The organism is Plantactinospora sp. CA-290183 (genome assembly GCF_050936375.1).
Lineage (GTDB): Bacteria > Actinomycetota > Actinomycetes > Mycobacteriales > Micromonosporaceae > Plantactinospora.
On sequence record NZ_JBNJMX010000002.1, the window covers coordinates 182,066 to 206,947 of the forward strand.

Genomic DNA, 24,882 nt, shown 5'->3' on the forward strand with positions numbered 1-24,882 from the left:
ACCCGTACCGGCCCGGCCGGTACGGGTCTTCGGCCGTTCAACCCCGCCGCCCACCGGGATTCCGTCCCCACCGCACCGCCCGGTACGGTGGGGCTCGGTCGTCGCCCGTCCGATTGCCCGAGATGCCCGAACAGATGCGACCGTTCGGCGAACCTCGGCTGAACCGGACCCGACGACCGGCGCTGCCCGAGCGGCACCGGTCCAGACCGGCTACGGTGCGGGGAGCTTGCTCAGCCGGTTCCCGCGCCGGTGTCGCCGGCCGTCAGCCGGAGGTATGGCGGGAGACCGGTGCGGCCGACATGTGATGGAGGAGGCAACCGCATGACGTCCGAGGATCCGCAGCACCCCGGCCGACGGCCGGACGAGGCTGCGCCGGGCGCCGCAGGCCCTGCCCCGTACGGCAGTCATGCACCATACGGCGACGATCGGTTCCCGCCGCAGGGCGAGAGCGACCGGTTCCCGCCGCAGGGCGGCGCGCCGCCCACCGACTTCGGCTGGGCGCCCCCGCCCCCGGCCGGCCGGGCGAACGCGGCCGGCGCCTGGGACGGCCCGCAGGGCGGTCCGGGTGCCGGACAGTCCGCTCCGCCCGGCTGGGACGAGCCCGGTGCCGGGGCCAGCCCCTCGGGTTGGGGCGGACCGGGCGGCGACGGAGCCCCCCAGCGCCCGCAACCCGAGCCCGCCTGGGGTCCACCACCGGCCGCCCCGACCGGCCGGGCCACGCCACCGGGACCGGGCGTGCCAACCGGACCGGGCACCGCGCCCGTCGACGGGCCGGGTGCCTCGTCCGACTGGGGCGCCGCCCCCGCCGGACCTCCGCGCTGGGCCGGCGCCGGCCAGCCCCCGGCCAACGGCACGGCGCCGTACCCCCCGCCGACCCCCGCGTCGTACCCGGTCCAGTCCGCCGGCGGCCCCGGCTACCCGCCACCGCCCCCCGGTGGCCCGTACCCGCCGGCCGACGGCCCGCGCCGCACCGAGGCGGGACCGGACGGTTCCGGCCAGCCGGGCGACGGTCCAGGGCAGCCGGCCCCCGGCCGGGCCGCCGCGGCGGTCGCCGAACCGTGGGCGGCGAACGAGACCTGGAGTCCTCCGGCGCCCCGCTCGGAATCCGCGCCCCCGCAGGCCCCGCAGCCGGCCGAGTATCCCGAGCCCGGTGGCTCCGGCCCGGCCGCCGCCGCGCGGGCGACGGCCCAGCCCGCGGCCTGGGCGCCGCCGGGCGGTTGGCCCGACGCCGGGCCGCAGGGCTCCGCCGGAACGGATTCCGCCGGCCCGGCTGAGTCGCGCGGCGACGAACTGCCGCGCCGCGCCGACGACCGGTTCGGTGCCGACCCGTACGACCGGGGCGGGTTCCCCGGGGACGGTTCCGGCGCGGGCGGATCGAACGGAGCCGGCGGCGCGGGTGGTGCCTTCGAGCCGCCGCGCCAGGAGTTCGACCGGCGCGAGCCGGACGGCCCGCCCTACCGGCCGACCTCCGCGCCCGGCATCTCCGCCGGCAACCCGGTGCCGCTGCCGCCGCAGGAGACCCGCGTTCCGGGCGCCAGCCTGGCCGCCGCACCGCCCGCCGGTTACCAGCCGCCGGGCGACTACCCCGCTCCCAGCGGCTATCCGCAGCCGCCGGAGGCACCCGGGCAGGCCGGCTATCCGGCCCGGGGCGGGTTCCAGCCCGGCGGTGACCTGCCACCGGGTGCCGGCACCGACCAGCGGTCCCCCGCCGGCTACGGCCAGCCGTCCCGGGAACCGGCCGGCTGGGCTCCGCCCGGCTTCGCGCCGGACCCGGGGCCGCAGGCCGCTCCGGGCGCACCGGTCGTCCCGCAGCCACGGGTACCGGGCGACGCCGCGGCCGCCGCCCGGGTCTCGGTGCCCGGGTCGGACCAGCAGGAGCAGTCCGCCGACCGTGAGCGGCCGGCCACCGGTCGGGCCGTCGCGGGAAGCGCCTCCGTGCCGTTGGCGAGCCGGGTCATGCCCCCGACCGACCATGCCATGCGGCCGTCCGCGATGCCGGTGCCCCGGCCACGCGTCTACGGCCGGCCGGCCGACCCGGACGCGCCGGGCCAGGCGGGGCCGGCCGAGCCGGGCCGGGACCAGGAGCGGCCGGACGGCGAGGCCGCCGGGCGGGGCGGCGTCTACGGCGCTCCGCCGGCACAGGGCGGCCCCGACCGCGCCCCAGACCGCTTCGGCGACGTCCCCGGCGACCGGTTCGCGGACAGGCCGGGCGAGAGGCCGGATGACGGCCCCGGCGACCGCTTCGGGGAGAGGCCCGGAGACGGCCCCGGCGACCGCTTCGGCGATGCTCCGCCGAACCGGTTCCCGGACGCGAACCCGAACCGGTTCGCTGACGCGCCGCCACCGGAGCGGCTCCCCGGCGGACCCTCGGAGCGGTTCCCCGGACCTTCGGACGGGTTCCCCGGCGGACCTTCGGACCGGTTCCCCGGCGGACCTTCGGACCGGTTCCCGGAGACGCCCGAAGACCGGTTCGGGGCACTCGCCCCCGGTACCGCACGGGTGGGCGCGCCGACCCCGGAGGCACCCGGCGCACAGCCGCCGGGCCAGCGCCCCGGAGCCGGGCCGGCGCCCTTCGCCGACCTACTCGGCCCCGGACAGGCCCCGGCGAGTTCGCCGCCGAATGCCCCCGGCGGCGCGGACGGCGGACGGTTCGGTGGCTCCGGCCAGGCGGACTTCGCCCCGGTGGTACCCGCCTCCGGCAACGCGCCCGGCTACGGCGTGCCGGGCTCCTACGGTTCACCGGCCTCCTACGGCCCGCCCGGGGTGGGCCAGCAGTCGGGTCCGGGCCAGCAGTCGGGTCCGGGGCAGCAGCAGTCCGGTTCCGGGCAGACGTACGGGTCGGCACCGCAGTCCAGCCCGGACTGGGGCACGCCGGACAAGGCCGAGCAGGGCCGGTTCGACTCGTTCAAGCCGGAGCCGCGCGAGGAGGCCAAACCGGCCGAGCCGGCCGAGCCGCCGATCCCGCAGGTACGCAACGGCAGGGTGCTGCTCCTGGTGCTGACCGCCGCCGTACTGCTGCTGGCGATCCCGCTCGGCACCCTCTGGCTGCTCGGCAGGACCGGTGGGGACTCCCCGCCGCCGTTCAACCCGGCCGTGGGCGAGTGCGTCAAGGAGGATGGCGGCAAGCCGGTCGCCGCGGACTGCGCCGCACAGGACGCGTTCAAGGTGGTCTCCAAGGTCGACGACGCGCAGCAGTGTGCCGACCCGACGCTGCCCACCGTCGTCATCTCCAACGCGGAGGGCAGGCGGCAGGTGCTCTGCCTCCAGCAGGCCACCGCGGGGTAGCCGTACCGGCCAGCACAACCGGCATCCGCGAGCGCCGGTCGGACCGTTCACCGGTCCGGCCGGCGCTGCGCCGTCCGGTACCCGCGATGGCGGGTACCGCGACCGCCCCGGCCCGCCGGTCCGGCGGGTAAGCTCGCCGCCCATGACCCAACTGGACGAGCAGGGACGCCCGGAGCCTCCGCTAACGGGCGACGAGTCCGCCACTCTGCTGGGCTTCCTGGACTACCAGCGCGCGACCCTGGCCTGGAAGTGCGCGGGGCTGGACGAGGCCGGCCTGACCGCGACGGTCGCCGCCTCGTCGATGACCCTGGGCGGGATGCTCAAGCACCTGGCCCACGTCGAGGACTGGTGGTTTTCGCACTGGTTGCACGGGCGGGGCCTGGGGTCCCCGTGGGACACGGTGGACTGGAAGGCCGATCCCGACTGGGACTGGCACTCGGCCGCCGAGGACAGCCCCGAACAACTTCGTACGCGGTGGCAGGAGACCGTGGCCCGGTCCCGCTCCCTCACCACGGAGGCGCTGGCCGACGGGGGCCTGGGACGGCTGGCCCAGCGCCCCTGGCCGGACGGTCGGGCACCGAGCCTGCGCTGGATCCTGTGCCACATGATCGAGGAGTACGCCCGGCACAACGGCCATGCCGACCTCATCCGGGAGTCGCTGGACGGGCTCACCGGGGAGTAGCCGGGCGGCGGGTCAGCTCTGCGGACGCAGCGAGATGACGGCCCTGCTTCCCTCGGTGGCGACCACCCGCATGGCGAGGCCCTGCTTGGCGCTCGGCCCGGCCCACTCTCCGGAATACGGGGGTTCGAGGAATTTCAGCGACCCGCTCCCGCCCTCGGGATAGGTGTACCGCCAGGTGGAGTCGGCGGGGTCGAACGAGAAGGTCTTGAAGCCGAAGCGGGGATCGAGCGGGATCGTCACCCGCTTCGTCACCAGGATCTCGCAGCTCCCGTCGTAGCAGGACCGCACGTTCGTGCCGTTCGCCGCCGCCGGGAACCCCGCCTCCGGCGTCGCGTCCGGACTCGGTGCGCCGCTCGGCGTGGGACCGGGCGTGCCGGAGGACGGGAGGCCGGGTGTGCCGGAGGACGCCTCGCCCCGGGGCGCGCCGCCGGACCCGCCGCAACCGGCGACCGCGACCGCCAGCAGCAGGCCGGCGACCAGGCAGAGCGTTCTGGGGGTACGGGCAGCCGTCGAATCGATCACCGCTGTCATGCCAGACAGTGTGGCACCGCCACCCGGGACCGGTCCCCATGCCGCGAGCGGGGGATGCGCGAGCGCCCTACCGCAGGCGCCTCGGCAGCTACGGCCGGGGGGCGACCTCGGCGACGAACGCACGCCACGCGTCCGGGCCGAAGGCCAGCACCGAACCCTGCCGGTCCTTGCTGTCCCGGACCAGCACCCGGCCGGGCAGATTGCCGGCCACCTCGACACAGTCGCCGCCGGACTGGTTGCTCCGGCTCGACGTCCGCCAGCGCGGGTTATCGATCGTCACAGCTCATCCACCAACTTCACGATCAGGTCTCGCGACTGGTGCGGGACTCGGTTACCGGCTTCCACGCCATCGCTCAGCTATCCGAAGTGGCGCAAGGGCGGTCACAGCCGGTTGACGACGCAGCGCCCCAACGCCCGGTTGATCCGGGGCGGCGGAGGCTCCGTCGCATCTCTGGCCAGCCCTATGGCCGGAGGGCGACCTCGGCGACGAACGCACGCCACGCGTCCGGGCCGAAGGCCAGCGCCGGCCCCTGCCGGTCCTTGCTGTCCCGGACCAGCACCCGGCCGGGCAGGTTGTCCGCCACCTCGACGCATGCGCCGCCGTTTGCGTTGCTGCGGGCCGCCGTGCGCCAACGTGGAGTATCGGTGCCGATCACAGTCTCTCCACCAACTTCAGGATCAGGTCTCGTGTCTGGTCACTCCGCCGCTACGGCCGGTCGGCGGCCTCGGCAACGAACGCGCGCCACGCGTCCGGGCCGAAGGCCAGCACCGAACCCTGCCGATCCTTGCTGTCCCGGACCAGTACCCGGTCCGACAGGTTGTCCGCCACCTCGACACAGTTGCCGCCGGACTGGTTGCTCCGGCTCGACGTCCGCCAGCGCGGGTTATCGATCGTCACAGCTCATCCACCATCTTCAGGATCAGGTCTCGCGACTGGTCGCAGGGCAACGCGACCGCGCTCACAGACTGCCATGTCCGGTCGAGTCCGGTCACCCGGGCGGGCTCGGCGAGCACCCGCCCCTCGAAGAAGTCTTCGAGGTAGCCGGCCATCCCACCGGTGTCGAGCGTGGCAAGCGCGAACGCGCCGGACCGTCCGGGATGTATCCCGGCCGTATCCGGAATGACCTGAACGTATACGCCGGGCCGCTCGCCCGCCTCCACCAGATGCGTCAGCTGGGTCTTCGCCACCTCCGCAATGCCGCAGCGCAGCACGGCGGCGTCCAGGACGAAGGCACAGGCCGGCGGATTGTCGCGATCAAGGACGGCGCTCTGCCGCTCCATCCGGATGGCCAACTGCTCCTCGATTTCCTGGGCGCACCGCAGTCCACTGTCGAGTACCGATCGGGCGTAGGCCTCCGTTTGCAGTAGCCCGGGGATCAGGCTCACGTCGAAGTATCGGAGCGTGGAGGCGGACTCCTCTATTTGCCGCCACGGCCGGAACCACGGGGCTGTAGGGCGGCCCTGCTTTCGAGCTTCGGCGGACGACGCCTGGATCTGATCCCCGCTGCCGAAGAAGGCATCCAGCCGCTCGGCCGTGTCGGGCTGCGGGACCAGCCGGCTGGTCTCGAAGGCCGCGATCAACGAGCCACTGACCTGGATCGACTCCCCGACCTGATCCTGGGTCACACCACGTTCCGCGCGAAGACGCTTCAGGATCATCGGAAGACCGCTCACCTAGTCACCTCCGTATAAGCGATTTCAGCCGAGGTATCGGCTTTTAGTGCCGTCGCTCTATCTTCCGCTGCTTTGTGGCCACCGTCCAGGGTGGAACAAGCGGAACCGTTCAGCGGGCAATGACGCGGGACGGAACTGCGCGGGGCCGCTCCGGCGGCAAACGGAGCGGCCCCGCGTCGATTTCGGAGAGGAGGAACAAATGATGATCAGGAAACACCGAGGGGTGTGGTATTTCCTCTGGTTGTTCTGTGCCTGCGGGTACCGCTGGCGTCGCCGGTGCACGCGCCCGCACCGGCCCATCGCACCGCCCGCGCCACCCACACCATCGGCCCTGCCGTCCCCGCCGGCCCGAGGACGGGTCAGAAACACCCGGCCCGCCTGGGACCGGCCGACCGCGGTCCACCTGAGCAACGGTCGACCCGAGCGGTTGACCCCGGCGCAGGAGTACCGCGCCCGGCACGCCGAGCGGCCCGCCCCGGCCGGACGACCTCGGTGACCGGGCCCGGGAACGAGCCCCGGCGCCCCGGCCCGGCGGGATGGCCGTGACCCGGCACCTCCCGCACGCGCGCCGCCGCCCGCACGTACCCGCGCGCCCGTCGTTCCGGTGCTGCGTGTGTGGCGCCCCGTGGCCCTGTTCGCCCGCCCGGCTAAACCTGCTGCACGCGTACCGGAAGGACCGGATCGGCCTGCGGATCTACCTCGCGGCACAGCTCACGCGGGCCCTCCAGGACCGGCCCGACCTGGACCCGGGGCACCTGGCCGCCCGGATCGTCTATTGGGTGCCGCGCACCCCGCCCCGCCGCCCCTGACTCCCCCGCCCCTGGGTCGTCCCGTGCCGGGCCGGCGCGGGGCGGCCCGGCCGGGGGCGGGCGGCTGTGCCGGAGCGGACAGCCGCACGGGTCGGCCCGGCGGTTCCCCCGCGCGTCCTGCACTATGGGGCCATGAGCGCACGAGTGCGGGCCCCGGAGTTCCGGGGACGGGGCTGGTTGAACACCGGCGGCCGGGACCTGACCCTGGCCGACCTGCGGGGACGCATCGCGATCCTCGACTTCTGGACGTTCTGCTGCATCAACTGCCTGCACGTGCTGGACGAGCTGCGCCCGCTGGAGGAGAAGTACGGCGACGTCCTCGTGGTGATCGGGGTGCACTCGCCGAAGTTCGAGCACGAGCGGGACCCGGACGCCCTGGCCGCCGCCGTCGAGCGGTACGGCGTGGCGCACCCGGTGCTGGACGACGTGGAGATGGCCACCTGGGAGCAGTACGCCGCCCGGGCCTGGCCGACGCTCTGCGTGATCGACCCCGAGGGGTACGTGGTCGCCACCATGGCCGGGGAGGGGCACGCCGAGGGGCTGTCCCGGCTGCTGGACGAGCTGATCGCCACGCACGAGGCCAAGGGCACCCTGCACCGGGGCGAGGGGCCGTACGTCCCGCCCGCCGAACCGGCGACCACGCTGCGCTTCCCCGGCAAGGCACTGGCGCTCGACGGCGGCAACCTGCTGGTCTCCGACTCGGCCCGGCACTCCCTGGTCGAGCTGGCGCCCGACGCCGAGACGGTGCTGCGGCGGATCGGGGCGGGCGAACGCGGCCGCACCGACGGGCCGGGCGAGGTGGCGCGGTTCGCCGAGCCGCAGGGCCTGTGCCGGCTGCCCGAGCACACCGCCGAGATCGCCGGCTACGACCTGGTGGTCGCGGACACCGTCAACCACCTGCTTCGAGGGGTACGGCTGGCGACCGGCGAGGTGACCACCGTCGCCGGTACGGGCCGGCAGTGGCGCTCGACCGTCGACGACCATGCCCACGACGCGCTCTCGATCGACCTCTCCTCCCCCTGGGACCTCGCCTGGTACGACGACAAGGTGATCATCGCGATGGCCGGGATCCACCAGCTCTGGTGGTTCGACCCGGTGAAGCGGACCGCCGGGATCTACGCCGGCACCACGGTCGAGGCGCTGCGCGACGGCCCGCTGCCGGACGTCTGGCTGGCCCAGCCCTCCGGGCTCTCGGTCTCCGCCGACGGCCGGCGGCTCTGGCTCGCCGACAGCGAGACCAGCGCCCTGCGGTACGTCGAGGACGGGGCGCTGCACACCGCCGTCGGGCAGGGGCTGTTCGACTTCGGGCACGTGGACGGGCCGGCCGGGCAGGCGCTGTTGCAGCACCCGCTGGGGGTCTGCGCGCTGCCGGACTCCTCGGTGCTGGTGGCCGACACCTACAACGGCGCGATCCGCCGGTTCGACCCGGCGACCGGGCTGGTCTCGACCGTGGCCGGCGGGCTGGCCGAGCCGAGCGACCTGGTGCTCACCGCCGACGGGGAGGTGCTGGTGGTGGAGTCCGCCGCGCACCGGCTGACCCGGCTGGCCCCGGGGTCGCTCTCCGCGGCCGGCGCCAGCACCGTGGCCGGCGCCCGACACCGTACGGAGCGACCGCCGACCGACCTCGCCGCCGGTGAACTGACCCTGGACGTGATCTTCGAGCCGCCGCCGGGGCAGAAGTTGGACGACTCGTTCGGCCCGTCGACCCGGCTGGAGGTGTCGGCGTCTCCGCCGGAGCTGCTGCTCGACGGTGCCGGTACCGGCACCGAACTCTCCCGGCGGCTGGTGCTCAGTGACCGGGTGCCCGCCGGAGTGCTCCAGGTCGTCGCCCAGGCCGCCACCTGTGACGCCGAGGCCGAGCACGCCGCCTGCCACCTGACCCGGCAGGACTGGGGGGTGCCGATCCGGGTCACGGTGGACGGCGCGCACCGCCTGCCGCTGATCCTGCGGGGCATGGACGCCTGAGGGTCACCCGAGGTACGGCGACGTGACGCGTTCCACTACCCATTAGTAACCTACGCTGTCGTAACCTGTCCTGGTGAGCACATCTGCCCCACTCCGACGACGCCCGGCCGACCTGGGCAAGCCCCGGATGCGCGGCTGGCTGCACGCGTACGCCTTCTTCGTCGCGGTCGTGGCCGGCATCGTGCTCTGCGCGATCGCCGCCACCCGGCCCGGCTGGACGCCGCTGATCAGTTGCGCCATCTACAGCGTCACCGTCTGCGGGCTCTTCGGCGTGAGCGCCCTCTACCATCGCCGGGTCTGGTCCGAGCGCGGCTACCAGACCATGCGGCGGATGGACCATTCGATGATCTTCGTGTTCATCGCCGGCACGTACACGCCGTTCTGCCTGCTGCTGCTCTCCGCGCGCAGCGCCACGATCCTGATGCTGATCGTCTGGTCCGGCGCGGTGGCCGGGGTGGCGCTCAAGCTGGTCTGGCCGCACGCGCCCCGCTGGGTCTCCGCGCCGCTCTACCTCGCGCTCGGCTGGGTCGCCGTGGCGGTGCTGCCGGACATCCTGCACCGGGGCGGGGCGACCGTCCTGACGCTGCTGGTCGCCGGCGGCGCGGCGTACAGCGTCGGGGCGATCTGCTACGCGCTGCGCCGGCCCAATCCGTGGCCGACCGTCTTCGGCCACCACGAGTTCTTCCACGCCTGCACACTGGTCGCGGCGATCTGCCACCACATCGCGATCTACTTCGCCCTCTTCGCCTGACCGCCGCCAGCGGGGCCGGGGTCACGCCGGCAGGGCCGCGCCAGACGGCGGACACCCCATGATGGCACCCATGAAGCCCTGGCTGCGCCTCAAGATCGCCGAGTTGGCGGACCAGCGACCGGTCGGGGCCGAGCCCGACGTCCGCTTCCCGGAGTCTCTGGTGGCGACCGTTGTCGACGAGTACACGACACGTGGGCAGTGGGTACTTGACCCTTTCGCCGGCTACGGCACGACGTTGCTGGTGGCCGAACGCATGGCACGGCACGCGATCGGCGTCGAACTGCTGCCGGAGCGGGTGCGACTCATCCGGAGCCGACTGGCCGGCGACGCCGAGGTGATCAACGGCGATGCCCGCAACCTCACCGCGCTGGTGCCCGGACCGGTGGACCTGTGCGTCACCTCCCCGCCGTACATGACCGCCACCGACCATCCGGAGAACCCGCTCAACGCCTACCAGACGCTGGACGGCGACTACCCGACCTACCTGGCCGAAATCGGTGACATCTTCCGGCAGGTGGCAGTCCTGCTGCGCCCCGGCGGACACGCCGTCATCAACGTCGCCAACATCAAAACAAGGGGTACGCTCACTCCGCTGGCCTGGGATGTCGCGCGCACCGTCGCTCACCATCTCACGCTCCGGCAGGAGTCGTTCCTGTGCTGGGACGAACAGCCCGATGGAATCAGCGGCGACTACTGCCTCGTTTTCCAACGCACCGGCGAGCCGACCAGCGCCCCTGATACCCGCTGACGTCGGCTGGGCCGCGTCTCAGGCCGACGATCAGGCCGGCCCTCGACACTTCCGGCCGTCCTGGCCGATGACGGGCCGGCAGGCAGGTCCTTTCGACACGGCACCTTTACGTGACGCAGGTCACCCCTCTATAGGCCGATTTCCAATATGCGAATACGGCCGCCGGTCCGCTAGCGTCGGTTCGGGAATTCGGGTTTGACATTTCGGATCACGAATTCCCAACCCCCATTGGCGCGCGCGATCGTGTGTGCGCAGCAGGCCCGAGAAGAACGAGGGTGAACAAGGTGGATCGATCCGATGTCGTGGTGATCGGTGGCGGAATCCTCGGTTGCGCGACGGCGTTGCAGCTGCTGGCGGCCGGCGTATCCCATGTTCGGCTGCTGGAGCGGGATGACGTCGGCGGCGGAACCACCGCGGCGGGTGGTGGATTTCTCGGGAACTGGACCCCGCAGGGTCCTGAAACGGCCGCCTATCGCTACGGCCGGGAGTTCTATTCCGGCCTTCATGCGGCCGGTGTCGATATCGACTACCGCGAGAATTCCATGCTGTACGTCGCGGCCAGCGAGTCCGCTTGGGAAGACCTCGGGCGCGACGGGGACCCATCGACCCGGGTCGTCAGCCCGCAGGAGATCGAAGAGCTGACCGGCGGCATCGTCCGGGCAGCCGCGATCCGTGGTGGTCTACACGACCGCGACGGCGCGCAGGTGCATGCTCCGAAGGTCGCGGCAGCCCTGGCAGCCCGGGTCCGCGCCGCCGGGGGCATCATCGACACCCGCCGACCCGTCACCGAGATCACCACTCGCGGCGGCCGGGTCGAAGCGGTGCAGACGGCTCACGGTCCCGTGGCCTGCGACGCCGTCGTGGTGGCCGCTGGCGCGTGGAGCAGCGACCTCTGCCGTCAGCTGGGCTTCTTCCTCCCCGTGGTGCCCCAGGTGACGTCGAGGATCACGACGGGAGCGAGGCAGGTGCCGCTGACGCTGCCGACGCTGTTCTTCTCCGGGCTGGTTCCGGACGAACCGGGAGGCGGGACGATGCTGTGGGTGCGCGGGCATCACGGCGGCCTGGTGTGGGGCGGAACCTACGACGTGCACCCACGCCACATCTTCGTCGACGCGCCGGTGCCCGACCGGCTGGACGAGCTACCGATCGACGGCGTTCTGGAGATCCTTCGAGTCGCCGACCGCGGCGCCGAGGCGATCCCGTCGCTGCCAGGCCGAGAACGGCTCGTGGTCAAGCACGGCGCACCGTGCTACACCCCTGACATGCGCGCGCTGGTCGGCCCGATCCCGGGCGTCAGTGGCGGGTACGTCCTCGCCGGCGACAACGAGTCGGGCATCACCTACGGACCCGGCTACGCCAAAGCCCTCGCCGAACTCATCACCGGACGCCAGGACGACGCCAACGAGTTCGGCCTGCTCCGTCCGGACCGTTTCGGTGACACGGTCACCACCCAACAGCAGGTACTCGACGCCATGATGGACAGCTACCGCGCCATGTGAGCGCACATCACCATTCGGCTCAATCCCGCAGCGAGATCCGGTGCGCTTCCAGGCCAGACGGCCCGGTTCAACGCCGTTCGGAAACTCCGTCGCCCTCTCGTGCCGGGTTCGGCGACAATGCTCGCGAAAGGCGAGACGGCGAATGGTCGAAGGGTACTGCTGGAGTGGGGTCAACGGTTGGGCGGGCGCAGGTGGCCGGTGATGGTCAGCACAGTCCAGCTCGGATGCCACCAGTACCGAGTCGTGCGGCCGGCGAAGGCGCCGAGGTTTGCCGGCCTCTACGAGGGCCGTCTCGGAGCCCAGTTCTGCCTCGACAAGGAGACAGCGGTGATGTTCGCCCAGGCGTGGGGCCTGGCCGCCCGGTCGCCGCGGACGATCGTCTACCTCCCACTGCGCCGCGCGGAACTGCCCACCCACCATGCCTGGGGACGCCCGCTCGACCTGGTGCTGCTGCACCACCGTCTCGCGTTCCCGCCGTCACGATGGAAGCAGGTCCGTTCCCGGCTGGGCACCGGCAGACCGCACAGCATCGTCCTATCCACCCACGCGTGGTCGTCGCGGTCGATCGCCGACCACGCGCGGTTTCGGTACCAGGAGTTCCGCGATCATCTTCGGTGGGACATAGCCGCCGACACGTTGGTGCTCACCGGCAGCCGCGAGGCGTTCGAACTGGAAGCCGACCGGGTCCGCGCCTTGGCCGAGGAGTGTCCGGCTCATCGTGCCCGCGCACCGGGGACGCACTGCTGCGCCGAGATCGGCATGGGTAGACCCCGGCCCTACCCCGACCAACGCCGGCCGTACACCCACCTGCACGTTGAATACTCACCGTAGTACCCCACCCCGGCGGGGCAGTCGGGGCAGACGGCGGCGAGCGCCTCGCCGCAGGTACGGATATCGGCTGGCGGGTGGTACGCGGGCTGGGTGAAGCTGGGGTGTGATCGTCATCCAGCGGGTTCGTGTGCGGTGGACCGCCGCGGCGCGCGGTGCGCCGGCCGCGAATGCCCGTCGCGGCCTCGACCAGGCGGTGGCCCTGCCCCGGTCACTGCCGGAAACCGACGTGGTGATCCACGAGGTCCTGGCTGACGAGGCGGTCAACTACGAACGCCATGACGAGGTACTGGCCGGAGGCGTCAAGCGGGCCCGCGACATCGGTCTTCGGCTGAGCCGTGACGAGGCCACGGTGACCGTGGACCGGCTACCCGGTTCGGCGGCCTATCCGCGCCCGGGTGTGTCAACTCGCCTGTTCACGCTGACACCGGGGCAGGTTGGCCGCTACCGGGCCAACTTCCGGTTCACCGGCTGCGAAAGCGACCCGAGCTGGTACTACGAGGATTGGCTGCTGCACGTCAGCTACGGCCAGGTGCCCCACGACCGCTTCGTGCACGGCCAGCCGGACCACGATGCCGACCACCGCGTGCATCTCTACGGCGGGACCGGCCGCCGCCCACGCCCCCATCCGTGAGCTGGGCAACCCCAAGCCGCACCACCCGGGTCCTGCGTGAGCCGGCCCGGGCGGCACGTGCGGACACCGCCGCCTGAACGAAGAAACCCGCTCCCGGGGTCAGACCGGCGGTGCGGGACGACGAACCTCGTGGTACTCCTCGACCACCTGCTCGCGCGGCGCCGGAACGACCCGGGTCGTCGTCGGTGCGGCGGTCTCCGCGACGACCCGCCGACGGCGGGTCCGCGAGAAGCGCAGGGTCAGGGCGAGGCCGACCAGGCCGGCGAGCATCAGCACCCAGCCGACGACGTGGATGTTGAGCCAGCCCAGCTCGACGTTGACCGCGAACGCGAAGATCGCACCCAGGGCAAGCAGGAAGATGCTTCCACCGATGCCCACTGTGTCGCCTCCTTGGCTATCGGCTGACCTGCGTCAGCCGGCTGCTGCTGGTGAGGTTGCGGCACACATCGACTTACCCAGGCGTTTCAATCCCCAATCAGGCAAGCTGGTGGGAACGTCGCACTGTCCCCGCCGACGCGCCGGCTTCCCGGGACAGTGCGGACAACGGAGGAGGGACTGACGTGACCGAGACCAGTGGGGCGGGCCCGACCGGAGCCGGCTGGCCCGTGGACCCGTCGCACCGTACCCTCGTGCTGCTCCGTCACGCGAAGGCCGAACGACCGACCAGCGCCGCCGACGCGGACCGCCCGCTGACCGCCCGGGGCCATGCCGACGCCGCCGCCGCCGGGGCCTGGCTGGCCCACGGGGGTTTCCTGCCGGCGGTGGTCATCTGCTCGCCGGCGAAACGGACCCGGCAGACCTGGCATGACGCCGCGCTCGGGATGGGGGCGCCGCCGTCCCGGCCCGTCGGCGGGACCGGCGGGAGCCCGGCTGCCGTGCCGCAGGTCCGCTACGACCGGCGCGTCTACCAGGGCCACCCCGGTGACCTTCTGGACCTGATCCGCGCCACGGACCCGGACGCGCGGACCGTGCTGCTGATCGGGCACAATCCGACCATTTCGGAGCTGTCCACCCTGCTCGATCCGGTACACGCCGACCCGGAGGGGCTGCGCACCAGCGGAATGGTCATCCACCGGATCGACGGCGACTGGGCGGACGTCTCGGCCAAGAGCGGACCGATCGTGAAGTGGCACACCGCCCGGGGCTGAGAACGGACACCACCCGTCGCTCCCGCCCCCGGAAGCCCCGTCCACGCGCCTCAGGCCGGTAGCGCGCCGCCGTCACGTCCGCAGCCTCTCAGGTGGGTCGCGCCCGTGCCGTCACGCCCGCGCGGTTCCAGGTCGGTCGCGCCCGGCCGTCACGCCCGCGGGCCTCTCAGGGTCGGTCGCGCCCGGCCGTCACATCCGCGGGCCTCTCAGGGTCGGTCGCGCCCGGCCGTCACATCCGCGGGCCTCTCAGGGTCGGTCGCGCCCGACCGTCACGCCTGCGGGCCTCTCAGGTCGGTCGCGCCCGGCGTCGCGTCTGCGCGCCTCAGGTCGGTGGCGCGGGCGGCGGAGGCGGATCGGGTGGCGGCGGCATCATCGCGGTCGGATGCGAGAGCCGGTTCTCCTCGACGATCAGGGTCCGGGCCCGCTTCTTCCGGTCCTGCCAGTACCAGAGCGTGGTGATCAGGACGCCGGCACCGGCCACGATGAAAACCCAGCCGACGGCGCGCAGGTCCAGCCACCAGACATTCGCCCTGACCGCGAAGGTCAGGATGGCGCCCAGGGTGATGAGGAAGATTCCCGTACCGATGCCCATGTCCGCTGCACTCCCTCGTGCGATGGGTCGTGGGCTTGCCCGACAGATGAGGCAGCTGCACGGCGGCACCGCCTCAGCCCCTGGGGTACCCGGTCGGGCTGCCGTCACGCCGTCTCCACCCCGCCCGAAGTCCGGCCGGTCCGGCCGTCCGGCTGGTCCAGCCGGTTAGGAAGGGGCCCTTCCTATACAAAAAGCGATAAGAAGGGGCCCTTCCTTACACAGCAGCTCAGAAGGCGTCTTCGTCCAGTTCCATCAGGTCGAGGTCGGCGCTCTCCAGGATCCGGCGGTCGGCGCCGATCCGCGGCAGCACCTCGCGGGCGAAGAACCGGGCTGCGGCCAGCTTGCCGGTGTAGAAGGACTTGTCGGCGGCGGATACCTCGCCGCTGAGTGCCCGCAGCGCCACCTCGGCCTGCCGCTGGAGGAGCCAGCCGACGATCAGGTCGCCGATCGCGAGCAGGAACCGGCGGCTGCTCAGTCCCACCTTGTACAGCGCCCGCGGGTCGTCGCCCTGCGCCTCGCCGAGCCAGCCGGTCATGGTGCCCAGCATCCGCTGCACCTCGCCGAGCGCCCGGCCGAGGGCGAGCCGTTCCTCCTTGAGCTGGCCGTCCACCGGGTCGGCGGAGCCGGCGACCGGGTCGGAGCCGACACCGGACTCGACGAAGGCGTTGATCTCGCCGGCCAGCACCGTCAGACTCTTGCCGTTGTCCCGGACGATCTTCCGGAAGTAGAGGTCGAGGCTCTGGATCGCCGTGGTGCCCTCGTACAGGGTGTCGATCTTCGCGTCCCGGACGTACTGCTCCAGGGGGTAGTCCTGGAGGAAGCCGGAGCCGCCGAAGGTCTGTAGCGACTCGTGGCCGAGCAGTTCGTACGCCCGCTCCGAGCCGACGCCCTTGACCAGCGGCAGGAGGAAGTCGTTCACCCCCTTGGCGACCTTGGACGTGGCGGCGTCACCGGCCGCGTCGGCCAGGATGATCCGGTCCTGCCAGCTGGCGGTGTAGCAGACCAGGGCGCGCAGGCCCTCGGCGTACGCCTTCTGGAGCATCAGCGACCGGCGTACGTCGGGGTGCTGGGTGATCCGCACCCGGGGCGCGTGCTTGTCGGCGGAACGCAGCAGGTCGGCGCCCTGGACCCGGTTCTTCGCGTACTCCAGGGCGTTGAGGTAGCCGGTGGAGAGGGTGGCGATGGCCTTGGTGCCGACCATCATCCGGGCGTACTCGATGACCAGGAACATCTGCCGGATGCCGTCGTGCACGTCGCCGAGCAGCCACCCCTGGGCCGGTACGCCGTGCTCGCCGAAGGTCAGCTCGCAGGTGTTGGAGACCTTGAGACCCATCTTGTGCTCGACGTTGGTGGCGTAAACGCCGTTGCGCTCGCCCAGCTCGCCGGTCTCCTCGTCGAAGTGGAACTTGGGGACCACGAACAGCGACAGGCCCTTGGTGCCCGGCCCGCCGACGCCCTCGACGCCGACCGGCCGGGCGAGGACGTAGTGGATGATGTTGTCGGTCAGGTCGTGCTCGCCGCTGGTGATGAAGCGCTTGACGCCCTCGATGTGCCAGGAGCCGTCGGGCTGGGGGATCGCCCGGGCGCGCCCGGCGCCGACGTCCGAGCCGGCGTCCGGTTCGGTGAGGACCATCGTGGAGCCCCACTGCTCTTCGACGAAGAGCTTGGCCCACTTCTTCTGCCGCTCGGTGCCCTCCCGGTGCAGGGTGTGGGCGAAGGACGGACCGCTCGCGTACATCCAGAGTGGAGCGTTGGAGCCGAGCACCAGTTCGGCGGCGGCCCACCAGAGCGCCCGTGGGGCGAGGGTGCCGCCCAGCTCGGTCGGGAGGTCCATCCGCCAGAACTCCGACTCCATGAGCGCCCGGTAGGACCGCTTGAAGGCCTCCGGCAGCGGGGCGGAGTGGGTGGCCGGGTCGAAGACCGGCGGGTTGCGGTCGCTCTCCGCGTAGCTGGCCGCCAGGTCGTGGCGGGCCAGTCGGTCCACCTCGGCCAGGACGTCCCGGGCGGTTTCGGTGTCCACTTCGGAGTACGGGCCGGTGCCGAAGACCTGCTCGGCACCGAAGACCTCGAAGAGGTTGAACTCGAGATCACGCACGTTGCTCTGGTAGTGGGTCATGGCAGCAGGCCCCCCGACGTCTGGACAGGTGTTACCCAGCAGTAACACAGCTCATATTACTCGCCGGTAGCTAGTCATGGACGCCGGTCCCGAGTGACGACCGCCACAACCGTTCACCCGTCCGAGGCGCCGACCTCCCAGCTCGGCACCACCGTGGTGCGCACCGGGCGCGGCCCGAGGTACTCCATCAGCACCAGCGCGATGTCGTCGTCCAGCCGGCCGTGCACCCACTCCACCAGCGCGGCCTCCAGCGACACCAGCCCGTCGGCCACCGTGCCGTGGCCCAGCAGCCGCCACGCCCGGTCGGCGGTGGGGAAGAACTCGCCATCCCGGCGCGCCTCACCCAGACCGTCGGTGAACAGCAGCAACCGGTCACCCGGCTCCAGCCGCTCCACCCGGGGGCGTACCACCGGCATGAAGCCCAGCGGCGGCGCCGGGGCCGGCGGCTCCAGCGGGATCACCTGGCCGCGACGCAGCAGCAGCGGCGCCGGATGGCCGCAGTTCACGATCGTCAGGGTGCCGCCCCGCTCCTCGACCAGCGCGGCGGTCACGAAGTCCTCGTCGCCGACGTTGCGGGCGACCGCCCGGTCGAGGTCGGCGACGATGGCCCGCAGGTCGGCCCGTTCGTAGGCCACGTGCCGGTACGACCCGAGCACGATGCTGGCCAGGCGGACCGCGTCCAGCCCCTTGCCCCGGACGTCCCCGATGATCATGCGGACGCCGTACGGGGTGTCGATCGCCTCGTACAGGTCGCCCCCGATCTCGGCGGAGGCGGTGGACGAGATGTAGTGCCCGGCCACGGCCAGGCTCCCCACCTGCGGCCCGAGCGGTCGCAGCACGGCCTGCTGGGCCACCGAGGCGAGCTTGGTCAGCTCGGCGATCCGCTCGACCTGACGCTGCCGGATCCTCGCGACCAGGGCGGCCACGGTGGTGGCGAGCACGACGCCGACGGCGTTGACCGAGGCGACCTCGGAGACCAGGTGCCCGGTCGCCGCCAGCGACACGCTCAGCGCCATGGCCACCACCCCGACCGCGACCACCACCCGCCAGGAGGCGAAGGCGGCGGCCAGGAAGGGTGCGACGAGGATCAGGCCGACGTAGTCCACCGGCGGTTCACCGGGTGGCCGGTCGGCCTCCGGACGGCTGGCCAGCTCCGTCACGGCCACGAGGGCGAGCAGCACAAAGGCCGCGCCGAGACCGGCGCGGGAACCAGGGCTCAGCGGGCGGGGGCCCGGCGGCAGAAGTTGCATGGGTACGCGGAACAGCATGCCTGATCGACGGGCACGATTGTACGAAGTTGGCTCCTCGTCCGATCCGGTTCTGCCCACCCGGCGCATCCAACCGTCCCGGTTCCGCCGAAGGCCGTCCGGCAGTCAGCCAGCGGTTGCCCGCCGAATGAACAATCTTCGGATGTCGCCCCCGGGACGGGGTGCCGCCCCGGGGCGGCCCGGCGGGCGGGACGACCCGGCGGCCGGGGTCAGCCGAGGACCTCGTACCGCACGTTGAGTTCGCCCTGGTCGAGCGAGGCGATCGCCGCGAACGCACCCCGGGACAGGTCGATGCACCGGCCGTCCACGAACGGCCCGCGGTCGTTGATCCGGACCACCACGGACCTGCCGTTGTCCGGGTTGGTCACCCGTACCCTCGTGTTGAAGGCCAGGGTCTTGTGCGCGGCGGTCAGCGCGTCCGGGTCGAACGCCTCGCCGTTGGCGGTGACCTGGCCCTGGTCGTAGTAGGACGCGCCGCAGGAGCCGGTCTCGACCACCCGGGGCGACGCCGTCTTCTTCGCCGGCTGCTTCGCGGCGGCCCGGGTCGTCGCGCTGGACCGGGCGGCGGTCGGGGTCGGGCGGCTGCTCGACCGGGACGCGCGCTGCGGCGACCGGCTCGGCTCGGGAGTGCCCGGGGTCGCGGTCGGGGTGGCCGGGGCGCTCGTCGGTCCGGTGGGCCCGAGGTCACCCACGGCGACCCGCTCGCTGCCACCGGCGTCGTCGTGCCCCGCACCGAGCTGGGCCACGCCCAGCGCGCCCGCGCCGAGCACCGCCATCGTGACCACACCGGTGGCCGCCAGGCCGGTACGTGAGCCGAACATCCGCGCCCGTGCGTGCTTTCCCGCCACTGACCCCTCCTACCTGCGAAAACGAAGATCGGGTCGGACCGTAACGAGAGAGGCACTTCGGAAGTCAACGTGATCATGGCCGTTTGCCCGGTTATGTGGGGAAACGTGTGACCGATCATCCGACCCCGCCTGGGCTGGACGTGCCCGTACGCCGGTCGGCGCGGCCGTGCCGCAAGATGGACCGCGTGCGCACGGAGCTGAGCAGGCGGCTGGTCGAGGTGTTCCGCTGGACGGATCCCGGGCAGGGCAGCACCCACCTGGTCAGCGACGTCTCCGGCTGGTGGCGGGACCCGGACCTGCTGGCCGGGATCGGGCCGGCGCTCGCCGACCTGTTCCGGACCGAGCGCCCCACCGTGGTGGTCGCCCCGGAGGTGACCGGGCTGCTGCTGGGGCCGCTGGTCGCGACCGCGCTCGGGGTCGGGTTCGTGCCGGCGTACAAGGAGAGCGGTGACCGGCGGATCGTCGAGCCCACCACCTGGGCCCGGACCGCGCCGGACTACCGGGGACGCAGTCTCTCCCTCGGGGTACGCGACCGGCATCTCGGTCCCGGCGACCGCGCCCTGGTGGTCGACGACTGGGCGGCGACCGGCGCCCAGCTCCGGGCCCTCTACGAGGTGGTCGCCGCGCGCGGCGGGCGGGCGCTCGGCGCCGCGGTGCTGGTCGCCGACTGCCCACCGGAGGTGGCCGCCGAACTGCGGCTGCGCGCCCTGTTGACGGCGGACGAGCTGGACGGCTGAGTACACAGCCGGCGCACAGCTCGGGCCGAGCCGGAGCACAGGCGCCGGCCGCACCATGGTCGGATGACCAGGGATGCACGCTCGCCCGGTCGGCAGTCGGACCTGCGCCGACCCGACGGAGCGCCGGTACGGGTGCTGGTCGTCGACGACGAGGCGGCGCTGACCGACCTGCTCGGGATGGCGCTGCGCTACGAGGGCTGGGAGGTGTCCACCGCGGACACCGGCGTACGCGCCGTCCAGGTGGCGAAGCGGTTCAAGCCGGACGCGGTCGTCCTCGACGTCATGCTCCCCGACCTCGACGGCCTGGAGGTGCTGCGCCGCCTGCGCGGGCACTTCCCGGCCGTACCGGTGCTGTTCCTGACCGCGCGGGACGCGGTGGAGGACCGGATCGCCGGCCTGACCGCCGGCGGGGACGACTACGTGACCAAGCCGTTCAGCCTGGAGGAGGTGGTGGCGCGGTTGCGCGCGCTGACCCGCCGGGCGGGGGTGGGCGTGGCCGTCGAGCCGGACGCGGTGCTGGTCGTCGGCGACCTGACCCTGGACGAGGAGAGCCACGAGGTGCACCGGGCCGGGCAGCTCATCCCGCTGACCGCGACCGAGTTCGAACTGCTCCGCTTCCTGATGCGCAACCCGCGCCGGGTGGTGAGCAAGGCACAGATCCTGGACCGGGTCTGGAACTACGACTTCGGCGGGCAGGCGAACGTGGTCGAGCTGTACATCTCCTACCTGCGGAAGAAGATCGACGCGGGCCGGGAACCGATGATCCACACGCTGCGCCGGGCCGGATATGTCCTCAAGCCGGCCGGCTGACCCTCCGGTTCCCCAGCCGTCGCCGGCCAGGGCGGCCCGGTCGCTGCCGGCCGAGCCGCCGAGCGACGCTCCACCATGGAGTCCGTTGACCGGCTGGTCCCTGCGGACCCGGCTGGTGGCCGCCGTGGTGGCGCTGCTCGCGGTGGTGTGCGTACTGATCGGTGCCGGCACCACCGTCGCGCTCCGGCACTCCCTGCTGGACCAGCTCGACCAGCAGCTCGACGCGGTCGCCACCCGGGCCGGCCGCCCATCCGGTGCCCGGGTGCCGGTCGCGCCGGCAAAGCCCGGCACGCCGGGCGTGGAGAGCGCGTTTCCGCGCGGGCAGCCGGTCGGCACCCTCGCCGCCCGGGTGCGGGACGGACGGGTCAGATGGGCCGCCACGCTGCCCGCCGACACCACCGCACCGCAGGAAGAGGTCCCGGCCGCGCAGCAACCGGTCCTGGCCGCCCTGCCGGCGGACGGCAGACCCCGCACCCGGAACCTGGGCCGGTTGGGTGACTACCGGCTGGCCGCCGACCCGATGCCGAACGGCGACGTGCTGGTCACCGGCCTGCCCCTGGCCGGGCTGGAGCGGACCGTGTGGCAGATGATCGGCCTGGAGGCGGGGATCGCCGTCGTCGGGCTGCTCCTCGCCGGCACCGCCGGAGCGTTGATCGTCGGACGGTCACTCCGCCCGCTGCGCCGGGTCGCGGCCACCGCCGGGCGGGTCGCCGAGCTGCCGCTGGACCGCGGCGAGGTCGCGCTCGCCGTCCGGGTGCCGGCCGCCGACACCGACCAGCGCACCGAGGTGGGCCAGGTCGGCGCCGCGCTCAACCGGATGCTGGGCCACGTCGGCGCCGCGCTCAGCGCCCGGCAGGCCAGCGAGACCCGGGTACGCCAGTTCGTCGCCGACGCCAGCCACGAGCTGCGTACGCCGCTGGCGGCGATCCGCGGCTACGCCGAGCTGACCCGCCGGAGCCCCGACCCGGTGCCGCCCGACATCGCCCACGCGCTGCGCCGGATCGAGTCGGAGAGTGTCCGGATGACGGCCCTCGTCGACGACCTGCTGCTGCTGGCCCGCCTCGACGCGGGGCGCCCGCTCGCGGTGGAACCGGTCGACCTCTGCGCGGTCGCGATCGACGCGGTCAGCGACGCGCACGTCGCCGGCCCGGAGCACCGGTGGCGGCTAGACCTGCCGGACCGGGCGCTCCGGGTCGAGGGAGACCGGGCCCGGCTGCACCAGATCCTGGCGAACCTGCTGACCAACGCCCGTATCCACACCCCGCCCGGGACCACCGTCTGCACCAGGTTGGGCGCCACCGGCGACGGCGGGGTCGAACTCGTCGTGCTCGACGACGGGCCGGGCGTACCGGCCGCGCTCCAGGGCGAGGTCTTCGAGCGGTTCGCCCGGGCGGACACCTCGCGCTCCCGAGGGGCCGGCAGCACCGGGCTCGGGTTGGCCATCGTGGCGGCGGTGGTCGAGGCGCACCGGGGGACCGTCCGGCTCACCAGCCGCCCCGGGCACACCGCGTTCTCGGTACGGCTGCCCCGCCTCGCCGCCCACTGGTGACCGGCACTCTCCGGGCGCCGCCCGGGGCGTCCCGCCGTCAACCGGTGCGGCGTACCCGCAGCAGGTTGTCCGTACGGGTCCCGGGCTGCCCCTCGGGTCCGGGGAAGTCGCGGGCGATGACGTCCTCCAGCTCGACCCGCCAGCGACCGGGCTCCAGGCCCAGCGCGTCGAGCACCTCGGCGGTGCTGGGCAGGTGCACGTGGTGGGCCGGCGGGGTCTGCATCCACGACGGCCAGCCCTCGTGGCCGGCGACCAGCAGGATCCCGTCCGGCGCCACGACCCGGGCCGCGGCGCGGAGGGCCTGCTCCCGTTCCCCCGCGAGCGCGACCGGGGAGTGGAAGAACTGGGCCGACACCAGGTCGAAGGTGCCGGTCGGGAAGGAGTCGGGAAGGTCGTGCCGCTGCCAGTCGATCCGCTCGCCGACGCCCAGTCCGGCGGCGCGTACGGCCGCTCGTTCCAGCGCGGTGGCGGAGATGTCGACGGCGGTGACCCGCCAGCCCTGCTGCGCCAACCAGATCGCGTCGGCGCCCTCACCGCAGCCGAGGTCCAGGGCGGTACCGGGGGTCAGCGCGGCGACCTCCCGGACCAGTAGCTGGTTCGGCCTGCCGCTCCAGACCTGCTCCCGCTCCCGGTAGAAGTCCTCCCAGTACTGCGCGTCGGGGCTGCCCGGCCTGGTGTCCGTCGTCTCGGTCATGTCCGTACCCTGCGTCGGCCCCCGCCGTCCCGCAAACTTCCTTGCCACTCCGGCAACAGGGGCGCCGGCTCGGCATACTGGGCGGGTGCGCCTGTACCTGTCGTCGTTCCGCACCGGGGCGCATCCCGAGCGGCTCCTCGAACTGGCCGACGGCGGCCGTACCGCCCTGATCCCCCACGCCCTGGACGGACTGCCCGCCGACGTGCGCGCCGCGGGGCTGGCGCGGGACCTCGACGACCTCTCCGCGCTGGGACTCGACGTGACGGTGGTCGATCTCCGCCGGCCCGGGGCACCGCGAAGCCTCGCCGACCACGACATCGTCTGGGTACGCGGCGGCAACGTCTTCGTCCTGCGTCGGGTGCTGGCCGACACCGGGGCCGACACCGTACTGGTCGATCTCGTGCGCCGCGACGCGGTGGTCTACGGCGGCTACAGCGCGGGTGCCTGCGTGCTGGCCCCCGACCTGGCCGCCCTGGCGCTGATCGATGATCCCGGCGCCGTGCCGGACCCCGTCACCGCCGGTCTCGCCCTCCTCGACCGGCCGCTGGTCCCGCACGTGCGCACCCCGGACCATCCGGAGAGCGCGGCCTGCGACGCCCTGTCGGCCGCGTACACCGCCGCCGGGCAGCCGCACTGGGCGCTGCGGGACGGCGAGGTGCTCCTCGTCCACGGAGAGCGGACCGAGCTGCTGCCGGGATAGCTCCGGAGGCTGCCGGCCCGGAGCCGGCAAAAAAATCTTGGTAACGGCGGTAGTGGAGCGCCTGGCCCGTTCGTCATCCAGCTGACGTACGGGAAAGGAGAACTCATGGACATGGTTACCGGCGCACAGGTCGCGGTCACCCTGGCCGTCCCGATGCCGCCCGAGCGGATCTGGGACCTGATCACCGCCGTGGAGCGGATCGGCGAGTGGAGCCCGGAGGCGACCGGCGCCAGTTGGTGCGACGGCACCCACGGCCCGGCTCCGGGTGCCCGATTCACCGGGCGCAACCGCTTCCCCAGCGGGTTCGAAAGTACGGTGACCTGCGTGGTCATCGAATCGGAGCGGCCAAGGGTCTTCGCCTGGACGGTCCTGGACGGCTCCGGGCTGGTCGGCTCGACGTGGCGTTATGAGCTACGCGAGGGCGGCGAGCCAGGAACAGCCCTCGTGCATCACTCGTTCACCCACGGTCCCGGCGCCAGCGGCGCCCGCGAGCCCGGCCAGGCCGACCCCCGAGCGCTCAACGGCCGCCTCGCCACCCTGGGTCAGAACATGACCACGACGATCGCCGCGATGACCGCCGGCACTACCGGAACAGGAGAAACCCGATGAAGTACCTCATGCTGGTCTGCATCGACCCGGACTACACCCCCGGACAGGACGAAGGCGCCCCGGACGTACAGGACTGGGTCACCGAGATGGACGGCAAGGGGATCCGGCTCATGGGCAACCGCACCCGACCGGCGAGCGCCGCCACCACGGTTCGGGTCCGCAACCGTGAGGTACTGCTGACCGACGGCCCGTACGCGGAGACCAAGGACCAGATAGCCGGCTTCGACATCCTCGACTGTGCCGACCTCGACGAGGCCATCGAGGTCGCCGCCAAACACCCGATGGCCTGGTCCGGGATGATCGAGCTGCGTCCGTTCTGGCCCGACGACGAGGACTAGCGACCGGACGGGCGACGCTGGTGACAAATCAGGTGAAGGACCTGATCGCCGGGATCTACGCCGACGG

General features: G+C 72.9%; 27 protein-coding genes. 16 read left to right on the forward strand and 11 right to left on the reverse strand.

All coding sequences use genetic code 11. From position 1 onward, the window contains the following. Positions 1–321 precede the first annotated feature (321 nt). A complete protein-coding gene (locus ACQEUR_RS05650; protein WP_433026404.1) occupies positions 322–3,285 on the forward strand; it encodes a hypothetical protein in 2,964 nt (987 codons plus the stop codon). Between the two features lie 142 nt (positions 3,286–3,427). After that, entirely contained in the window at positions 3,428–3,967 is a 540-nt protein-coding gene (locus ACQEUR_RS05655) for a DinB family protein (protein WP_433026407.1), read from the forward strand. Positions 3,968–3,979: 12 nt separating this feature from the next. Here the strand turns inward: ACQEUR_RS05655 and ACQEUR_RS05660 are convergent, their stop codons facing one another. The 5 genes from ACQEUR_RS05660 to ACQEUR_RS05680 form a co-directional block, all read right to left on the reverse strand. Next, positions 3,980–4,498, reverse strand: coding sequence for a hypothetical protein (locus ACQEUR_RS05660; RefSeq protein WP_433026410.1), 519 nt, complete (start codon positions 4,496–4,498; stop codon positions 3,980–3,982). A gap of 88 nt (positions 4,499–4,586) precedes the next feature. Beyond that, complete coding sequence (locus tag ACQEUR_RS05665) at positions 4,587–4,778, reverse strand: DUF397 domain-containing protein (protein WP_433026413.1); 192 nt, start codon at positions 4,776–4,778, stop codon at positions 4,587–4,589. Between the two features lie 181 nt (positions 4,779–4,959). Continuing rightward, complete coding sequence (locus ACQEUR_RS05670; RefSeq protein ID WP_433027715.1) at positions 4,960–5,151, reverse strand: DUF397 domain-containing protein; 192 nt, start codon at positions 5,149–5,151, stop codon at positions 4,960–4,962. A gap of 53 nt (positions 5,152–5,204) precedes the next feature. Then, positions 5,205–5,396 (reverse strand): DUF397 domain-containing protein, encoded by a 192-nt coding sequence (locus ACQEUR_RS05675; RefSeq protein ID WP_433026416.1) that lies wholly within the window; start codon positions 5,394–5,396, stop codon positions 5,205–5,207. Beyond that, positions 5,393–6,172, reverse strand: a complete 780-nt coding sequence (locus tag ACQEUR_RS05680) for a helix-turn-helix domain-containing protein (RefSeq protein WP_433026419.1) — start codon at positions 6,170–6,172, stop codon at positions 5,393–5,395. Before ACQEUR_RS05680 ends, ACQEUR_RS05675 begins: the two co-directional genes overlap by 4 nt. 542 nt (positions 6,173–6,714) lie before the next feature. Here ACQEUR_RS05680 and ACQEUR_RS05685 point away from each other — a divergent pair. The 7 genes from ACQEUR_RS05685 to ACQEUR_RS05715 all read left to right on the forward strand — a co-directional run bounded on the left by ACQEUR_RS05685 (position 6,715) and on the right by ACQEUR_RS05715 (position 13,406). Next, complete coding sequence (locus ACQEUR_RS05685) at positions 6,715–6,981, forward strand: flavin reductase (RefSeq protein ID WP_433026422.1); 267 nt, start codon at positions 6,715–6,717, stop codon at positions 6,979–6,981. 132 nt (positions 6,982–7,113) lie between these two features. Further along, the gene (locus ACQEUR_RS05690; RefSeq protein ID WP_433026425.1) at positions 7,114–8,946 is read left to right on the forward strand and encodes an NHL domain-containing thioredoxin family protein; all 1,833 of its coding nucleotides are present in this window, start codon (positions 7,114–7,116) and stop codon (positions 8,944–8,946) included. Between the two features lie 73 nt (positions 8,947–9,019). Continuing rightward, entirely contained in the window at positions 9,020–9,697 is a 678-nt protein-coding gene (gene trhA, locus ACQEUR_RS05695) for a PAQR family membrane homeostasis protein TrhA (RefSeq protein ID WP_433026428.1), read from the forward strand. Positions 9,698–9,755: 58 nt separating this feature from the next. Then, positions 9,756–10,445, forward strand: coding sequence for a TRM11 family SAM-dependent methyltransferase (locus tag ACQEUR_RS05700; protein ID WP_433026431.1), 690 nt, complete (start codon positions 9,756–9,758; stop codon positions 10,443–10,445). 275 nt (positions 10,446–10,720) lie between these two features. Then, positions 10,721–11,944: an NAD(P)/FAD-dependent oxidoreductase gene (locus ACQEUR_RS05705; RefSeq protein ID WP_433026434.1), complete on the forward strand. Its 1,224-nt coding sequence runs from the start codon at positions 10,721–10,723 to the stop codon at positions 11,942–11,944. A gap of 201 nt (positions 11,945–12,145) precedes the next feature. Continuing rightward, positions 12,146–12,775 carry a hypothetical protein gene (locus tag ACQEUR_RS05710; RefSeq protein WP_433026437.1) on the forward strand — a complete coding sequence of 210 codons (630 nt, stop codon included), beginning with the start codon at positions 12,146–12,148 and terminating at the stop codon, positions 12,773–12,775. Between the two features lie 103 nt (positions 12,776–12,878). Further along, a complete protein-coding gene (locus ACQEUR_RS05715; protein ID WP_433026440.1) occupies positions 12,879–13,406 on the forward strand; it encodes a hypothetical protein in 528 nt (175 codons plus the stop codon). A gap of 99 nt (positions 13,407–13,505) precedes the next feature. Here the strand turns inward: ACQEUR_RS05715 and ACQEUR_RS05720 are convergent, their stop codons facing one another. Further along, positions 13,506–13,784, reverse strand: coding sequence for a DUF6458 family protein (locus ACQEUR_RS05720; RefSeq protein ID WP_433026443.1), 279 nt, complete (start codon positions 13,782–13,784; stop codon positions 13,506–13,508). A gap of 182 nt (positions 13,785–13,966) precedes the next feature. Between ACQEUR_RS05720 and ACQEUR_RS05725 the strand changes: the two genes are divergently transcribed. Next, positions 13,967–14,554 carry a SixA phosphatase family protein gene (locus ACQEUR_RS05725; protein ID WP_433026446.1) on the forward strand — a complete coding sequence of 196 codons (588 nt, stop codon included), beginning with the start codon at positions 13,967–13,969 and terminating at the stop codon, positions 14,552–14,554. Positions 14,555–14,876: 322 nt separating this feature from the next. Here the strand turns inward: ACQEUR_RS05725 and ACQEUR_RS05730 are convergent, their stop codons facing one another. The 4 genes from ACQEUR_RS05730 to ACQEUR_RS05745 all read right to left on the reverse strand — a co-directional run bounded on the left by ACQEUR_RS05730 (position 14,877) and on the right by ACQEUR_RS05745 (position 19,378). Next, positions 14,877–15,146, reverse strand: coding sequence for a DUF6458 family protein (locus ACQEUR_RS05730; RefSeq protein WP_433026449.1), 270 nt, complete (start codon positions 15,144–15,146; stop codon positions 14,877–14,879). Positions 15,147–15,372: 226 nt separating this feature from the next. Then, positions 15,373–17,262: an acyl-CoA dehydrogenase gene (locus ACQEUR_RS05735; protein WP_433026452.1), complete on the reverse strand. Its 1,890-nt coding sequence runs from the start codon at positions 17,260–17,262 to the stop codon at positions 15,373–15,375. 113 nt (positions 17,263–17,375) lie between these two features. Beyond that, complete coding sequence (locus ACQEUR_RS05740) at positions 17,376–18,530, reverse strand: PP2C family protein-serine/threonine phosphatase (RefSeq protein ID WP_433026455.1); 1,155 nt, start codon at positions 18,528–18,530, stop codon at positions 17,376–17,378. 209 nt (positions 18,531–18,739) lie between these two features. Beyond that, entirely contained in the window at positions 18,740–19,378 is a 639-nt protein-coding gene (locus tag ACQEUR_RS05745; RefSeq protein WP_433026458.1) for a septal ring lytic transglycosylase RlpA family protein, read from the reverse strand. 185 nt (positions 19,379–19,563) lie between these two features. Between ACQEUR_RS05745 and ACQEUR_RS05750 the strand changes: the two genes are divergently transcribed. From ACQEUR_RS05750 to ACQEUR_RS05760, 3 genes are all read left to right on the forward strand, one after another. Continuing rightward, positions 19,564–20,115 (forward strand): phosphoribosyltransferase family protein, encoded by a 552-nt coding sequence (locus ACQEUR_RS05750; RefSeq protein ID WP_433026461.1) that lies wholly within the window; start codon positions 19,564–19,566, stop codon positions 20,113–20,115. A 63-nt stretch (positions 20,116–20,178) separates the two neighbouring features. Then, complete coding sequence (locus ACQEUR_RS05755; protein ID WP_433026464.1) at positions 20,179–20,925, forward strand: response regulator transcription factor; 747 nt, start codon at positions 20,179–20,181, stop codon at positions 20,923–20,925. Positions 20,926–21,010: 85 nt separating this feature from the next. Further along, positions 21,011–22,474, forward strand: coding sequence for a sensor histidine kinase (locus ACQEUR_RS05760; RefSeq protein ID WP_433026467.1), 1,464 nt, complete (start codon positions 21,011–21,013; stop codon positions 22,472–22,474). Positions 22,475–22,511: 37 nt separating this feature from the next. On the opposite strand, the gene ACQEUR_RS05765 is transcribed toward ACQEUR_RS05760, so the two are convergent. Beyond that, positions 22,512–23,168: a class I SAM-dependent methyltransferase gene (locus ACQEUR_RS05765; protein ID WP_433026470.1), complete on the reverse strand. Its 657-nt coding sequence runs from the start codon at positions 23,166–23,168 to the stop codon at positions 22,512–22,514. Between the two features lie 85 nt (positions 23,169–23,253). Here ACQEUR_RS05765 and ACQEUR_RS05770 point away from each other — a divergent pair, with 85 nt between their 5' ends. The 3 genes from ACQEUR_RS05770 (at position 23,254) to ACQEUR_RS05780 (ending at position 24,815) form a co-directional block, all read left to right on the forward strand. After that, on the forward strand, positions 23,254–23,868 hold the full coding sequence (locus tag ACQEUR_RS05770; RefSeq protein ID WP_433026473.1) for a Type 1 glutamine amidotransferase-like domain-containing protein: 615 nt from the start codon (positions 23,254–23,256) through the stop codon (positions 23,866–23,868). Positions 23,869–23,973: 105 nt separating this feature from the next. Further along, the gene (locus ACQEUR_RS05775; protein ID WP_433026476.1) at positions 23,974–24,477 is read left to right on the forward strand and encodes an SRPBCC family protein; all 504 of its coding nucleotides are present in this window, start codon (positions 23,974–23,976) and stop codon (positions 24,475–24,477) included. Beyond that, positions 24,474–24,815: a YciI family protein gene (locus ACQEUR_RS05780; protein WP_433026479.1), complete on the forward strand. Its 342-nt coding sequence runs from the start codon at positions 24,474–24,476 to the stop codon at positions 24,813–24,815. Before ACQEUR_RS05775 ends, ACQEUR_RS05780 begins: the two co-directional genes overlap by 4 nt. The last annotated feature ends 67 nt before the right edge of the window (positions 24,816–24,882 follow it).

What these genes read in the sequence shown, in the direction of transcription:
- ACQEUR_RS05650 (WP_433026404.1), top strand. Translation starts at nt 322, where the DNA reads ATGACGTCCGAGGATCCGCAGCACCCCGGCCGACGGCCGGACGAGGCT.
- ACQEUR_RS05655 (WP_433026407.1), top strand. Translation starts at nt 3,428, where the DNA reads ATGACCCAACTGGACGAGCAGGGACGCCCGGAGCCTCCGCTAACGGGC.
- ACQEUR_RS05660 (WP_433026410.1), bottom strand. Translation starts at nt 4,498, where the DNA reads ATGACAGCGGTGATCGATTCGACGGCTGCCCGTACCCCCAGAACGCTC.
- ACQEUR_RS05690 (WP_433026425.1), top strand. Translation starts at nt 7,114, where the DNA reads ATGAGCGCACGAGTGCGGGCCCCGGAGTTCCGGGGACGGGGCTGGTTG.
- ACQEUR_RS05700 (WP_433026431.1), top strand. Translation starts at nt 9,756, where the DNA reads ATGATGGCACCCATGAAGCCCTGGCTGCGCCTCAAGATCGCCGAGTTG.
- ACQEUR_RS05710 (WP_433026437.1), top strand. Translation starts at nt 12,146, where the DNA reads ATGGTCAGCACAGTCCAGCTCGGATGCCACCAGTACCGAGTCGTGCGG.
- ACQEUR_RS05730 (WP_433026449.1), bottom strand. Translation starts at nt 15,146, where the DNA reads ATGGGCATCGGTACGGGAATCTTCCTCATCACCCTGGGCGCCATCCTG.
- ACQEUR_RS05735 (WP_433026452.1), bottom strand. Translation starts at nt 17,262, where the DNA reads ATGACCCACTACCAGAGCAACGTGCGTGATCTCGAGTTCAACCTCTTC.
- ACQEUR_RS05740 (WP_433026455.1), bottom strand. Translation starts at nt 18,530, where the DNA reads ATGCTGTTCCGCGTACCCATGCAACTTCTGCCGCCGGGCCCCCGCCCG.
- ACQEUR_RS05755 (WP_433026464.1), top strand. Translation starts at nt 20,179, where the DNA reads ATGACCAGGGATGCACGCTCGCCCGGTCGGCAGTCGGACCTGCGCCGA.
- ACQEUR_RS05765 (WP_433026470.1), bottom strand. Translation starts at nt 23,168, where the DNA reads ATGACCGAGACGACGGACACCAGGCCGGGCAGCCCCGACGCGCAGTAC.
- ACQEUR_RS05775 (WP_433026476.1), top strand. Translation starts at nt 23,974, where the DNA reads ATGGACATGGTTACCGGCGCACAGGTCGCGGTCACCCTGGCCGTCCCG.
- ACQEUR_RS05780 (WP_433026479.1), top strand. Translation starts at nt 24,474, where the DNA reads ATGAAGTACCTCATGCTGGTCTGCATCGACCCGGACTACACCCCCGGA.